Below are 12,994 nucleotides of genomic sequence, written 5' to 3'. Positions count from 1 at the left end.
TTTATCATTTATCGTTATTCTCCACCAAGTGTAAGGTTGGCTGATCGTTCTTTTTGAGCTGCGCGGTCTTTGTCTGACATGGTGGTTTGGATTTCTCTCTCGTCGTTTCCACGTACACGTTCTGCACCTTGTTGGATGGCACGTTTGGATTGATTTCTTTTGCTCATTGGATTCACCCTCCTTGAGGTTAGTATCCCGCAAAAGAGAGCGCTATACACCTTTCTTCAATGATAGAAGATCTTCAAGGAAATAGGCGATACCATCCTCTTCATTTGTCTTCGTAACGCCATTCGCAATATTTTTCAATTCTGGAATGGCGTTCCCCATTGCAATTCCATATCCAGCATATTCAATCATTTCAAGATCATTGTCCTCATCACCGAATGCGATGATGCGGTCTTGAGGGACATTCAATGAGTCCGCGACATGCTTCAATCCGACAGCCTTGTTCAATCCTGCTTTTACAACCTCGATGATGTTCCACGGTGCTGCCCAAACTCTGTGGTCAATCACTTCAGCGTGTTGAGCTTTCAATAATTCCCGTAATTCTCTGACATGATGATCATGCGGGCGGATGAGGATCGAAGTCGGGTCATGCTCAAGCGAGTTGTGTAAATGACCGATGCTCATCTTATGTGGTTCGATCATGAATGTATTCGTGATGAATTCATCTTCATAGTGGAAATACACATCATCGAGTACCTCTGCAATGACATTCTTCACTTCAAAGTCCAAGCACGTTTTTACAATATCATGTGCGGTATCCAGTTCTAACGGGGAGTGGTGTACACCCCATCCAGGATTGTCGGGATGATGGATAAAAGCCCCGTTAAAATTAATAATAGGAGTAGTCAGTTCTAGTTCTCGATAGTATCGTTCACTTCCACGATAAGGCCTTCCGGTAGAAATGACGACATGATGACCATTGTCCACCGCTCTTCTGAGGACATTCTTCGTATGGGTGGATACAGTTTTGTCATCCTTCAATAACGTCCCATCTAAGTCGATTGCAATTAAATAGGGTTTTGACATATGTGGCTCCCCTTTCTCTATATACACGTATTTACAATATTAAAGATAAGGACAGAAAATGTCCATCGAACAGGAAAGAAGAGCTTTGTCGAAATATGCAGATGTATGATACTATATGAAAATGTACACATGGAATGGAGGAAAGTTTATGGGAAATGAACATCACACAAGCGAAGTACAAGAAGCCATAGGGAAAAAAGACATCAAACGTCTTGAATTTCGCGGAGGAGTTTTTGCAGCTACTATTCCTCTCGTCTTTTTTATTGTTTGGGCAATTACACTAAGTACACAAGAATTGGTTACTGAAGAAGGCCTTGTACTTGGTATGGTCCTTGGTATTTTAATTGGTTTATTTTTCTGTAAGTCGAAATGGTCCGACTATGCACAGTCTCTCTTTTCAGGGATGGCTCAGCCGATTGGCGTCATAGCGGTCATCGCATGGTTCTGGGCAGGTATGTTTGCGAAACTGCTCTCGGCAGGTGGTCTTGTTGATGGACTGATTTGGTTCGGTTTCCAGACGGGACTTGAAGGCGGTTACTTTGTCGGATTGACGTTCTTGCTGGCTGCACTCTTCTCGACAGCAGTCGGAACAGGATACGGTACCGTAGCAACATTCGGAATCCTCATGTACCCAGCTGGTCTCGTATTAGGGGCAGACCCGGTCGTATTACTTGCAGCGATCCTAAGTGGAGCTGTATTCGGGGACAACCTTGCACCAGTTTCGGATACGACGATCGTTTCAGCAACAACACAGGAAGCAGACGTACCAGGAGTCGTACGGTCTCGTTTCAAATATTCAATTTCAGCCGCTATTCCATCGCTGATCCTTTTTGTCATCTTCGGAGGCGGAGGCCAAGCGGAAAATCAAGCCGTTCTCACTGAATTAGAACAGCAGGTATCCGCGCAAGGGCTTTGGTTGTTACTGCCATTCGTATTGGTCTTATACTTAGCATTAAGTGGCCATCATTTGTTAACCTCACTTACTTGGGGAATTGTCGCTTCAGTCGCAGTCATCTTCTTTACAGGCACACCGTTGGCGAAAGTCATCTCGATCCATAAAGAGAATGGCACTCCTGTAGTCGAAGGGGCACTGATGAACGGAATCGGTGGTTATTTCAATATGGCCATTCTCATACTGTTCATTTTATCGGCCGCACATTTATTAGAGGTTGCCGGTACAATGGAGGCTATCCGGAACTTCTTCTTGAAGTTGATTAAGAAGGTTGTCCGAAGAGCAGAATTATCAATCTTTGCGATTGTTGCTTCCTTGAATATATTCATCACGATCAATACAGCAGCCGAAATTGCTGCAGCACCTTTCGTACGTAAGTTAGGTAAGGAATTCAACATCCATCCATACCGTCGAGCGAATTTCCTTGATACGGTTTCGTCTTCATTGGGATATATTTTCCCTTGGAGCGGAGGAGTCTTGCTTGCATGGGCAACCATTAAAGGAGCAGCTAAGGATTATGAGTTCCTGACTGTCGTCGACCCGACCGATGTGTTCCCTTACGTTTTCCAAGGGTGGGGACTGTTGATTGTTATGTTCATTGCTGCACTGACAGGATGGGGTCTTCGTTTTACAGGTAAGAATGGTGAAGAAATTCACCCGAAGGATTATCGCCCGGAAACGGACTGATCGAGTAACTTCTTCATAAAATTGGTATGTTTTATGTTCCTCAGAAAGGGTAAACATGAAAACATACTACTTGAGGAGGTTGACTTAGAAATGAAACTTACGTCCAAAAAGGCAGTAGTATCAGGAGTCGCTGCAAGCCTTGCAGGTGTTGCAACTTACTATCTTAAAGATCGCTCAAACCGAATCAAGATGAAAGAAACATTCAACGATCTGACATCAAAAATCAAAGAGAGAACAAATGGTTACAGTGATTCGAATGTACCACTTGATAAAGCGGGTGAACCGCAGGATCTTGAGGACAGTAAGATGGTAGACGAAGGTGCTCAGACCAGTGTGGATTACTACAATAAGACCCAACAATAATTTTCGGGTCGCAGACTGACTTATCTAAGTCAGTCTTTTTTATTTTTGATTCAACGGTACCTTTGATAAAATAAGGAAAATACTAATATTGCGAAGGTGAATCATGATCCATATACATACCGATTATATAGAAGACATACCTGTATTGAATGTGGCAGCTGAAGAACTAACTGATAAGCCTGCACCGACATTGACCTTTCTGCACGGCTATACAAGCTCCAAAGAACAGAACCTGTCATACGCCTATTTACTAGCACAAAAAGGCATCAGAGTCCTGCTCCCTGATTTTCCGTTGCATGGTGAGAGGGAGGGGGATTTCTCCCATAAAGAAAGAAGCTGGCGATTTTGGGAAATCGTCATCCAAGGTATCGGGGAACTCGAAAAAGTCATGGACCATTACATACGTAAACAACTCGTTGATCCAGAACGTATCGGCGTTGCAGGGACTTCCATGGGTGGTATTACGATGTTCGGTGCCTTGACCCAGTATGATTGGATCAAGCTATCTGTATCGATGATGGGGACGCCGTGTTACGAGCAGTTTGCCAATCTCATGCTCCAATCTTTCCAAAAGGAAGGCGTAGAAATGCCTGTTTCAATGACGGAGCTTGAACAAAAGATCCATGATCTGAAGATGTTTGATCTTTCCCAAAAACCAGAAGTGCTTGGGGACCGACCTCTACTCATTTGGCACGGGGAAGCGGACTCAGTCGTTCCTTATCAACTGACGAAATCATTCCACGACCGTCTCCTTCTTGACGGTTATGCGGATCATAACCAGGTGAATTTCATTACAGACCCAGCAGCAGGACATAAAGTAACCAGAGACGCTTGTCATATGGCGGTTGATTGGATTTCAAACAACCTATAAGGAAACTCCCTTTTAAAGGGAGTTTTTTATTTTTATGAAAAAGATTAAAAGTCGCCTCCCCACTTATTGCGATGAATTTGTATTTATAGGGTGAAAGGGGGTGAGAAAATGGCAACTGCAGTCCACGATGATTCCAGATTGACGATCACTTTCGACGCAGGAGTAGATCATGAAGGTAAGCCGGTCTATAAACGGAAGTCCTTCACTAACATCAAGACAAGTGCTACGCATGACCAATTGTTTGACATGGTACAAGCGTTAGCACCCCTACAACAATATCCTGTCAGTCAAATCGAGCGATCCAACTCATTTGACTTAAGCGCATAATGAAACTGAAATAAGTTGGAAAGGAGGGAATATGTATGGCAAAACAAATCGAACTTCTGTTTGAGAACTTTGAAGGGAAAACAGTTCGTATTTCACTTGATGAACCGGTAGAACCTGTTGATACGTTGGCGATCAATGCTGCAATGGACAAGATTCTGGCGGATAATGCGCTCATTTCATCTGGTGGAGATCTCGTTGCGAAAAAAGGTGCAAGGGTCGTGGAACGAAATGTGACGGATATACCTTTGGCTTAACGATTACAGAAGGAAGGGGAGCTCTCGGGCATCACCCTTCCTTTTTCAATTAGCTGGTTTGGGCAAAATGCTTGCCTAATGATCCAAAGATAGAAAGGAGGGAAGGATATGGAGCAGTGGTTATCGGTCATGAGTGATTTCGGTTTTCCTGTAGTCGTCACATTATATCTACTACACAGAATCGAATCTAAGCTCGAAGCCTTGAACCAATCGATTCTCAACCTTCCGAGCCATTTGAAGATTTGATGCGCAACATTTTAAGTCATCCCTCTAATGGGTTATACTATAGATAGAAACTGGATTTAGGAAGGGGTTCATTATGGCAAACGAAGAAATGAAAGAAAAGATGATGGAAGCACTTGAAGAAGTTGAAGACCCTGAACTAGGGATTGATATCGTCAACCTCGGTCTTATTTATGACGTTGAACTAGACGAAGAAGGTATGGCGAAAGTGACGATGACATTGACAGCGATGGGTTGCCCATTAGCTGGTACGATCGCAAACGATGTTCGTAATGCATTGATCGACTTCCCTGAAGTGAAAGATGTAGATGTGAACATTGTATGGAATCCACCATGGACAAAAGACAAAATGTCCCGTTACGCGAAAATCGCACTTGGGATTCAATAAAGTTCCGATAGATTTGAGACTGGCACCTTTGTGTCAGTCTCTTTCTTTTCTCTTATACTTTGATAAAATGTAGATGGACTCAATTGAAAGCGGTGATAGCAATGGTTGTTGAACGTAGAAAACCGATTCAGATTGCGGAAGCAGTCAATAGGGTACTGGATCATCCGATGGAATCCCCATCTGAAGAAATACATATCGAACGATCCTTGAATCGAATACTGGCAGAGGACATTGTTGCCGACCATGATGTGCCTCCATTCGATCGATCCCCGTATGATGGATTCGCGCTTAGAGCGGAAGATACACAAGCAGCTTCTTCATCAAGCCCGGTTCTGCTTGAAGTCATTGAAGAAATCGGTGCTGGCCAAGTCGCTCAATCGGAATTAGCAGAAGGACAAGCGATTCGAATCATGACTGGAGCCGCCATTCCAAGCGGTGCGACGGCAGTCTCGATGTTTGAAGTGGTAAAAGAGTTTCATCAAGGTGACAGAAATATGATTGAAGTCGGACGAACCTTTAAAGCGGGTCAGAACATTGCCAGACAAGGCGAAGATACGGAAAAGGGAACCGTCCTGATTGAAAAAGGTACAAAGATTACGCCGGGAGTCACTGCTTTATTAGCGACCTTCGGCTATCGATATGTGAATGTGGTTCAAAAACCGAGAATCGGAATTTTTGCGACGGGGACTGAGCTTTTGGACATTGAAGATCCGCTGGAACCTGGAAAAATCCGAAACTCGAATGCCTATATGATTGCTGCTCAGATCCGGAACATCGGTGGTGAACCGGTCTATTTAGGCACGTTGGCTGATGATTTCAATTCATGCTTCGAGGCTGTGTCTTCTGCGCTGAGCGATATCGACGCACTCGTCACGACGGGCGGGGTCTCAGTAGGGGATTATGATTATCTACCAGCGATTTATGAAAAACTGGGCGCAACGACATTATTCAACAAGGTTGCGATGCGGCCAGGAAGTGTTACCACGGTAGCGGAGTTAAATGGGAAGTTGTTGTTCGGGTTGTCCGGTAATCCTTCTGCATGTTTCGTAGGTGGGGAACTATTCGTCCGACTATTCATACGATCTTCAGCAGGTTCGAAGCCTTTCCTGGCAAAAACAAAAGCTCGGCTAGCGACGGATTTCCCGAAACCGAATCCGTTCACCCGCCTTGTAAGAAGTAAAGTGAGCTATACACAAGAAGGCATCCTCGTTACACCCACTGGTTTGGATAAATCCAGCTCTGTTACATCAATTGCAGAAGCAGATGCTTTTACTATGTTGCCAGGCGGTACGAGAGGGTACATGGCTGGAGACGAAGTGGACATTCTACTATTCCATTCCGAAAGTGATGTGAATCCGTGGAGCGATTAATTCCCGTCCTTCAAGTTGTAGGTTTTAAGAAAAGTGGGAAGACGACGGTAATCAACAATATTGTACGGCAACTTTCTGAACAAGGCTACCGGATTGGAGTCATCAAGCACCATGGACACGGAGGTTCGCCGGATATAATGGAACCCGATCATGTCGATACGGCACAATTCAGGAATGAGGGAGCAGTGGTGACGGCTGTGGAGGGTGATGGGTCCATCGTGATGAATCTGGGAGATGACCTTTCACTCGAACTGGATGGTATCGTTTCGATTTATCAGCAGCTTCCAATCGATTTGATTGTCGTTGAGGGATATAAACAGGCTGATTTTCCAAAATTGGGCGTGTTGCGTTCAGAAGAGGATTGGGTTGAACTGTCGTCTAATTGTGTTAATTTCATCGGTTATATACAGACTGGGGACTTGAAGGTGGAAGTGACGTCGGAGCTGCCTCATTTTCTTTTTGAACAGAGTGAAATGTTTGTAGATTACATCAAAGAACGGTTTTTAAAAGGGAGTTGAAGAAATGTCTCAATTCAAGATTACAAAGGATGAAATTGAGGTAAATGAAGTGGTAAAGACAGTCATTCATCCACATGCTGGGGCGATCAATACGTTCATCGGTACCGTGCGTGAATTGACGAATGAGAAACGGACCCTCTATCTTGAATATGATGCTTACATTCCAATGGCCGAAAAAAAGCTGAAACAGATTGGTGAGGAAATCACTTCGAAGTGGAAGGAAGCACGAGTATCCATCATCCACCGCATCGGGCGATTGGATATTTCGGATATTGCTGTCGTCATTGCTGTATCGACTCCGCATCGCGCAGATTCATATGAGGCGAGCCGGTATGCGATTGAGCGAATTAAAGAAATAGTCCCGATATGGAAAAAAGAGCATTGGGAAGATGGAGAAGAATGGATCGGAGACCAGCTGGAAACTACACAATACCCATCTGGAAAACCTGGAAAGGAGCATTTGAATGATTAGCATTATGTTATTTGCAGGACTTCAAGAGAAAGCGGGAACGGGAGAGTTGAAAATCGATAAAGATGAAATGACGGTTAATGAGCTAGTCGCATCTATCCGGGATAGTGATGTGAACTTGGATCTCACGAATGTGATGGTAGCTGTTAATGAGGAGTTTGTAAGCGACCCTGATCAAGTCATCAAGTCTGGAGATACGGTCGCGCTACTACCACCAGTGAGTGGTGGTTGATCTTTGTTAGACCAGTTAGGTGGTACTGAAAACCTGAGAAGTCTGATATCAAGACCACATAAAGGCACATCAAGTACTGAAATCATTTGTTTTTATCCGCACAGGAGAAGCACTTCAGTCCTTTTTCCGTATTGACGCCATTCAGAAACCCATCTAAACAGTATATCGGTTTCTGACAGCTTGTACATTTGCCTATATATTCTTTCATGATCGTATTGCACCTCCTAGGATGGTGGTTCTACTTTGTGAAGGCTTTTTCGGCGTCATGATAATCTTCGTCTTTTACATAGATATCGATTTGGATCGCATGATCATAATATTCTGGGGAAGTCCGTTGATTCGGAACGGCCTTGGATCGATACGCAATGCCTGCTGTATTCAATGTATGAATGACCTTGAAGTATTCTTCGTTGTTGAATGATGTGTGGAATCTCTTCCAGCCTTTATATGGTGCACGCTCGAGATAATGGAAGAAAAGGATGATTGGCAACACGATCAAGAATAACCAGATCAACAATGGTTCCAAAATGAACCCCTCCCATACAGAGCTTTCTCTCATCCTATTCTGGAAAAAGGGACATATACCTGCACATAAAAAAACGGCACGTTCATCTGAACGTGCCGTTTTCTGTATTACATGAACAATAAAATGAGTGGACCGACGATGAAGCAGTAGATTGCGAAATACTTCAAGTTTCCACGCTCCATGATATTCATCAACCACTTCAAGGAAATGTAGGAAGCGATGAATGAGATGAGGAATGCAACAAGATATGGGATCAATAATTGATCGAGGGTAAGCATCTTATCCTCTCTCAAATCATCAAAGCTTAAAACCATCGTTCCGACACTTACCGGAATATAAAGTAAGAAAGAATAGCGGAGAGCTGTTTGCTGCTTCATCCCTAACCCCATGGCTGCAACAATCGTCGCACCTGATCGGCTGATGCCAGGTATCAATGCAATCGCTTGTGCAAAACCGACAATAAGTGCATCCTTTATGGATAAATCTTGATCATTCTTACGACCTCGCAGGTTACGGATCAACCAGAGGGCAATACCTGTTACGATGAGTGTCGCACCGATGACCTTGACCTCTTTTAGATTTTTCGAAATGAAATCTCCTGCTAGAATACCAATCACCGCAGCAGGAATCGTACCGATAATCAGATAGACGATGAACATGAAATCAGAACGGTATTCCCTGTTACGGGTTTGGGTGAACTTTAGTCCATTCGTTGTCAGCCGTACTAGATCCTCGCGATAGATGACCAAAACAGCTAGTAGTGACGCGAAGTTCATGAATACTTCAAAGCTTAATCCTTGAATATGGATGTCTAACATTTTTTCAGCTAAAACTAAGTGACCACTTGATGAAATCGGAATCGGTTCCGTAATTCCTTGTACAAATCCAAAAAACGCATATTTCAGTAAAGTGAACAGTTGATCCATTCAAAGTTCCTCCAGTTAAATCTCTGTATAAATTTTTTGCGCATGTAGTCATTAAACAACAAATTGACATACTCGTAAAGAGTCAAAATTGTGATATGTGGTGAAGCTCGTCCTTACACATTTTTCGAAATGGATGAATATCATGAGAGTGTGAGGGGGGAAGGTCGTGTCTTACCGTAAATATATGAAAGCATTGAACGCGCATAACCAACAAATGATGAAACAGTGCAAAAAGCACATGAACCAATATGTTCAGTGCAATATGATGGATGGAAAAGTGTATGAAGGGTATGTAGAAAAGGTCGACAAGCAAAATCTATACTTAATCGTAGAAATGCATTATAAGAAAAAAAGCGGTCAGGAAAGACCATATATGGGATTTCCAGAACATGGTCTAGGATTCCAAAGAATCATCCTGCCACTGCACTTTCTGACAGCCATTTCAATGATCAACTACTAAGGGAGAAAGTCACCAAAGCAGGTGGCTTTTTTTGATTTAGAAAAGAGTCTCAAAATCTTCAATTCGATAAATTGACGACATGGAGAGCGACTAAATTCCATCATAAAGTAAAACCTACATAGTAAAGGAGTGATTCTTATGGGACAAAATCATCAATTCAACCCAGGACAGAAGGCACCGAATAATGGTGTTTATGTGGAAATCGGGGAAACTGGAAGCATGGTGAACAATCCGAAAGAAGTGAAATTGAGCGCAGGGGATCCCTTCCCAGAGACAAGTAACCACAACCGGAAATGGAGTTACAAAAGAAAGCCATAAGTGCTTTCTTTTTTCAAACTTGGAGAGCTCACCTTACCGTAGCCCTCATATGCCTCGTTCTAACACTTGCAGTCAGCACTGTGTTAAACTACATTGAGAGGAGATGGGCTACAGAATGATTAAAGTACAAAATTTGAAAAAATCCTTTGGATCATTAGAAGTATTGAAAGACATCAATGTGGAAATCAAACAGCAAGAAGTCGTCTGTGTCATCGGTCCATCAGGATCCGGTAAATCCACCTTCCTCCGATGTCTGAATCTACTTGAATCCATTACGGATGGTAATGTGTATATTAAAGGAATTGATATCACCGACAAGAAGACGGATATCAATCAATTGCGAACGGATGTAGGGATGGTTTTCCAGCAGTTCAACCTCTTCCCACATAAGACGGTTCTCGAAAATATTATGTTATCACCGATGAAGGTGAGAAAGTGGAATAAAAAGAAAGCCGCGGAAAAAGCGCATGAATTACTTGCGAAAGTCGGCTTATCTGAAAAAGCGGATGTCTATCCTGGGGCATTATCCGGTGGGCAGAAGCAACGTGTTGCCATTGCTCGAGCGCTTGCGATGGAACCTGAAATCATGCTGTTCGATGAACCGACCTCCGCTCTCGATCCCGAGATGGTAGGAGAAGTGTTGGAAGTCATGAAGCAGCTTGCCAAGGAAGGCATGACGATGGTCGTCGTGACCCATGAAATGGGCTTTGCAAGAGAAGTTGGCGATCGAGTCATCTTCATGGATGAAGGATTCGTCGTGGAGGAAGATGAACCGAAAAAGCTTTTTGAAACGCCATCACATGAGCGGACAAAAGCTTTCCTAAGTAAAATTTTATAATTGAAATTGGGCAAGGTAGAGACGCTACCTTGCCCTAAATTATGTCTCAAGGGAGTTTGGGGAAGGATAGGAGCTTTATCTTACCAAAAACAGAGCTTTCAAGTAAATGAGGGCAGGATAACCGTAATGAACAATCTTAATGGGCTAATTTTGGACTAAAAAAACGCCAGGCTTGATTGCCTGACGTTTTTCCCATCCATACTATTCAGTGGTTTCGTCTTTAATTCCAGCTTCGCCAAGAACAAATACGAACACTGCCATTGCAAGTCCAATGCCTGTTGCTAGACCAAAACTGTAATCTCCACCTTGCATGGAGCTCAATACATAAAAGGCCATATTGCTTAACAAGAAGGACCAGATGATTGTCCAAATATAACGCATACGATCACCTCAAGAATTATATGTAGCTTATCTTATATCCATCTCATATTGTAGCACAACTTTCCTGACATCAAAACGTTTTCATCCAACTTCCTCAAAAAGTTCACGATTCAACATACACCATTCTACTAATAAAGATGTAATCCGGTTGAAATTGGGTGTATTACCCGCTCTATTTCCAAATTCTCGCATACATTAACTAAGAATGATGTTTGAAGGTGTGATGAAAGAATGAGCGGTATACGTTATCGTTTCCAAAAAATAAACGACGAGCATGTAATCATTCACCTACCTGAACAGCCGAATGGATTTGCCATCCTTCTGATCGGGGATGTGAATCATTATGTAACAGATCAAACGAGTTCTTGGCTGCAACATCCTGAAAGGGCTCAATTCCTCGAAAAACTTTGTTCACAGGGTTATACACTCATCTACTCGAATCTATATGGGAGACATTGGGGAAATGACAGGAGTTTGGAGCACTTATACCGAATTTATCTTACCGTTATGAAACAGGAAATCATCAATGAGAAAATCCACATTTTAGCAGAAGGTATGGGTGCATTGACTGCATTAAAGTGGATGGAAAATCATGAGGAGATTACCCGATCCGCAGCTTTCATGAATCCTTGCTTTAGTTTGAAAGTCCATAGTGATGCTGTAAGGGAACAGAAGTTGTTCTACAAGCAATTCCACAGGGAAATCATGCGAGCCTATCATCTGACAGAAGATGAGGTCGAATTGTTCTTATTGAAAGACGAAGGGATCCTCCAATACTCTTCCATTTTACCGGTAAAAATATGGCACCATATGCAAGGGACGCCTTATTCATTCATGAACCATAGCCGGGCTTATGAAAAATATAGGGAGGAAATTGGTTCACCGATCTCGCTTACATTACAGCTGACAGGTACCAGGCATGATTTCGCTCAGAAGGTCAGAGCGTTTTATCAACACCATGAGAAAGATTTATAGGGATCCATTACGTGTAAAGAACAAGACACGTAAGAGGGTCCCTATAAAATGATTCACATACATATTTTTCACATATAGAAGTTGGGGTTCATTATTCGTTCATCGAAAAATAGGATAATAGGAGAACGATAAAAATGGAGGTTCTACTGAAATGAAAAGTGTACTGATTACGGGAGCTGCAGGTGAAATCGGACTGTTGCTGACAAAGTCATTCATAAATGAAGGTATTGATGTCTATGGCATTGACCATGTCGATCGTGATACATGTGAAGAATTAGCTTTTCTTGGAAGGAATGCCTTGTTCCATTTTGACAATCATTCCCTGGCACAAGTGGATTGGGATGATTATGAGCCTGTCGACGTCATCTTTCATTTGGCTCACCAGGCACCTACGGGTGAGGGATTTTCGAGGTTAAAGGGGACACTAAATGAAAACCGACAAAATATGAAGAAAATCGTGGATTATGCTGCTAAAAGTGGGGCGAAGGTGGTCCTTGTTTCAACGATAGAAGTGTGTGGAGGAGATCAAAGTGAAGAGCAGTTGACCGAGCGATCACCCTCACCTCAAAGTTTATATGGATCTCTCATGCTGGCGGAGGAGTCTTTTCTTCAAGAGGCAGCTGAAGAATCTGCGATATCTTATCATATTCTGCGTACACCAAAGCTTTCGGGCTCTTCCCATCCGATTGAAAAAAGATGTCATGCAATCGACGAATCCGAAAAAGCAGGAATATCGACTCACAGTAGAGAATTGAATAATGGTCAAACCTTACTAAAAGAGACTTTTGTTGAAGTGTGTATGGAAATACTGAATGGTACGAGGGAGGAACAAATCATTCCATTATTTAATAAGTCTTGAATTTC

The 12,994-nt window shown here is 42.9% G+C and carries 21 protein-coding genes; 16 read left to right on the top strand and 5 right to left on the bottom strand.

Annotation, left to right across the window (positions count from 1 at the left end; genetic code table 11):
• Nucleotides 1-14 precede the first annotated feature (14 nt).
• Together ACXQIQ_RS05985 and ACXQIQ_RS05980 are read right to left on the bottom strand one after the other, a co-directional pair.
• The gene (locus ACXQIQ_RS05985; RefSeq protein ID WP_439299684.1) at nucleotides 15-167 is read right to left on the bottom strand and encodes a hypothetical protein; all 153 of its coding nucleotides are present in this window, start codon (nucleotides 165-167) and stop codon (nucleotides 15-17) included.
• Nucleotides 168-210: 43 nt separating this feature from the next.
• Complete coding sequence (locus tag ACXQIQ_RS05980) at nucleotides 211-1,032, bottom strand: Cof-type HAD-IIB family hydrolase (protein WP_439299685.1); 822 nt, start codon at nucleotides 1,030-1,032, stop codon at nucleotides 211-213.
• Nucleotides 1,033-1,180: 148 nt separating this feature from the next.
• Here ACXQIQ_RS05980 and ACXQIQ_RS05975 point away from each other — a divergent pair, with 148 nt between their 5' ends.
• The 11 genes from ACXQIQ_RS05975 to moaD all read left to right on the top strand — a co-directional run bounded on the left by ACXQIQ_RS05975 (nucleotide 1,181) and on the right by moaD (nucleotide 7,706).
• Nucleotides 1,181-2,671: a Na+/H+ antiporter NhaC family protein gene (locus tag ACXQIQ_RS05975; protein ID WP_439299686.1), complete on the top strand. Its 1,491-nt coding sequence runs from the start codon at nucleotides 1,181-1,183 to the stop codon at nucleotides 2,669-2,671.
• Between the two features lie 90 nt (nucleotides 2,672-2,761).
• Nucleotides 2,762-3,034, top strand: a complete 273-nt coding sequence (locus ACXQIQ_RS05970) for a hypothetical protein (RefSeq protein WP_439299687.1) — start codon at nucleotides 2,762-2,764, stop codon at nucleotides 3,032-3,034.
• Between the two features lie 103 nt (nucleotides 3,035-3,137).
• Nucleotides 3,138-3,905, top strand: coding sequence for a prolyl oligopeptidase family serine peptidase (locus ACXQIQ_RS05965; protein WP_439299688.1), 768 nt, complete (start codon nucleotides 3,138-3,140; stop codon nucleotides 3,903-3,905).
• Nucleotides 3,906-4,013: 108 nt separating this feature from the next.
• Nucleotides 4,014-4,232 (top strand): DUF1659 domain-containing protein, encoded by a 219-nt coding sequence (locus ACXQIQ_RS05960; RefSeq protein ID WP_439299689.1) that lies wholly within the window; start codon nucleotides 4,014-4,016, stop codon nucleotides 4,230-4,232.
• Between the two features lie 35 nt (nucleotides 4,233-4,267).
• Entirely contained in the window at nucleotides 4,268-4,486 is a 219-nt protein-coding gene (locus ACXQIQ_RS05955) for a DUF2922 domain-containing protein (protein ID WP_439299690.1), read from the top strand.
• 108 nt (nucleotides 4,487-4,594) lie between these two features.
• Nucleotides 4,595-4,732, top strand: a complete 138-nt coding sequence (locus tag ACXQIQ_RS05950) for a YvrJ family protein (RefSeq protein ID WP_439299691.1) — start codon at nucleotides 4,595-4,597, stop codon at nucleotides 4,730-4,732.
• Between the two features lie 73 nt (nucleotides 4,733-4,805).
• Nucleotides 4,806-5,117 carry a metal-sulfur cluster assembly factor gene (locus ACXQIQ_RS05945; protein WP_226552180.1) on the top strand — a complete coding sequence of 104 codons (312 nt, stop codon included), beginning with the start codon at nucleotides 4,806-4,808 and terminating at the stop codon, nucleotides 5,115-5,117.
• 101 nt (nucleotides 5,118-5,218) lie between these two features.
• Nucleotides 5,219-6,487 carry a molybdopterin molybdotransferase MoeA gene (locus ACXQIQ_RS05940; RefSeq protein ID WP_439301925.1) on the top strand — a complete coding sequence of 423 codons (1,269 nt, stop codon included), beginning with the start codon at nucleotides 5,219-5,221 and terminating at the stop codon, nucleotides 6,485-6,487.
• On the top strand, nucleotides 6,475-7,005 hold the full coding sequence (gene mobB, locus ACXQIQ_RS05935; protein ID WP_439299692.1) for a molybdopterin-guanine dinucleotide biosynthesis protein B: 531 nt from the start codon (nucleotides 6,475-6,477) through the stop codon (nucleotides 7,003-7,005). The genes ACXQIQ_RS05940 and mobB overlap by 13 nt, the downstream gene beginning before the upstream one ends.
• A gap of 4 nt (nucleotides 7,006-7,009) precedes the next feature.
• Complete coding sequence (locus ACXQIQ_RS05930; protein ID WP_439299693.1) at nucleotides 7,010-7,477, top strand: molybdenum cofactor biosynthesis protein MoaE; 468 nt, start codon at nucleotides 7,010-7,012, stop codon at nucleotides 7,475-7,477.
• The gene (moaD, locus tag ACXQIQ_RS05925) at nucleotides 7,470-7,706 is read left to right on the top strand and encodes a molybdopterin converting factor subunit 1 (RefSeq protein ID WP_439299694.1); all 237 of its coding nucleotides are present in this window, start codon (nucleotides 7,470-7,472) and stop codon (nucleotides 7,704-7,706) included. Before ACXQIQ_RS05930 ends, moaD begins: the two co-directional genes overlap by 8 nt.
• Before the next feature lie 238 nt (nucleotides 7,707-7,944).
• Here moaD and ACXQIQ_RS05920 read toward each other — a convergent pair whose 3' ends face one another.
• A complete protein-coding gene (locus tag ACXQIQ_RS05920) occupies nucleotides 7,945-8,232 on the bottom strand; it encodes a hypothetical protein (protein ID WP_439299695.1) in 288 nt (95 codons plus the stop codon).
• A gap of 107 nt (nucleotides 8,233-8,339) precedes the next feature.
• Nucleotides 8,340-9,158, bottom strand: coding sequence for an undecaprenyl-diphosphate phosphatase (locus ACXQIQ_RS05915; protein WP_439299696.1), 819 nt, complete (start codon nucleotides 9,156-9,158; stop codon nucleotides 8,340-8,342).
• A gap of 166 nt (nucleotides 9,159-9,324) precedes the next feature.
• On the opposite strand from ACXQIQ_RS05915, the gene ACXQIQ_RS05910 reads away from it, so the two are divergent.
• From ACXQIQ_RS05910 to ACXQIQ_RS05900, 3 genes are all read left to right on the top strand, one after another.
• Entirely contained in the window at nucleotides 9,325-9,618 is a 294-nt protein-coding gene (locus tag ACXQIQ_RS05910; RefSeq protein WP_439299697.1) for a hypothetical protein, read from the top strand.
• Nucleotides 9,619-9,756: 138 nt separating this feature from the next.
• Nucleotides 9,757-9,936, top strand: a complete 180-nt coding sequence (locus ACXQIQ_RS05905) for a YjzC family protein (RefSeq protein WP_439299698.1) — start codon at nucleotides 9,757-9,759, stop codon at nucleotides 9,934-9,936.
• Between the two features lie 115 nt (nucleotides 9,937-10,051).
• Nucleotides 10,052-10,774 carry an amino acid ABC transporter ATP-binding protein gene (locus ACXQIQ_RS05900; protein WP_439299699.1) on the top strand — a complete coding sequence of 241 codons (723 nt, stop codon included), beginning with the start codon at nucleotides 10,052-10,054 and terminating at the stop codon, nucleotides 10,772-10,774.
• Between the two features lie 201 nt (nucleotides 10,775-10,975).
• Here ACXQIQ_RS05900 and ACXQIQ_RS05895 read toward each other — a convergent pair whose 3' ends face one another.
• Nucleotides 10,976-11,155 carry a YjzD family protein gene (locus ACXQIQ_RS05895; protein ID WP_439299700.1) on the bottom strand — a complete coding sequence of 60 codons (180 nt, stop codon included), beginning with the start codon at nucleotides 11,153-11,155 and terminating at the stop codon, nucleotides 10,976-10,978.
• 231 nt (nucleotides 11,156-11,386) lie between these two features.
• On the opposite strand from ACXQIQ_RS05895, the gene ACXQIQ_RS05890 reads away from it, so the two are divergent.
• The gene (locus ACXQIQ_RS05890) at nucleotides 11,387-12,130 is read left to right on the top strand and encodes an alpha/beta hydrolase (protein WP_439299701.1); all 744 of its coding nucleotides are present in this window, start codon (nucleotides 11,387-11,389) and stop codon (nucleotides 12,128-12,130) included.
• Between the two features lie 151 nt (nucleotides 12,131-12,281).
• Complete coding sequence (locus ACXQIQ_RS05885) at nucleotides 12,282-12,989, top strand: NAD-dependent epimerase/dehydratase family protein (RefSeq protein ID WP_439299702.1); 708 nt, start codon at nucleotides 12,282-12,284, stop codon at nucleotides 12,987-12,989.
• The last annotated feature ends 5 nt before the right edge of the window (nucleotides 12,990-12,994 follow it).

This window comes from Pseudalkalibacillus sp. Hm43, assembly GCF_054170705.1.
Note: the sequence above shows the minus strand (reverse complement) of the source record. Positions and strands in the feature narration are given on the sequence as shown.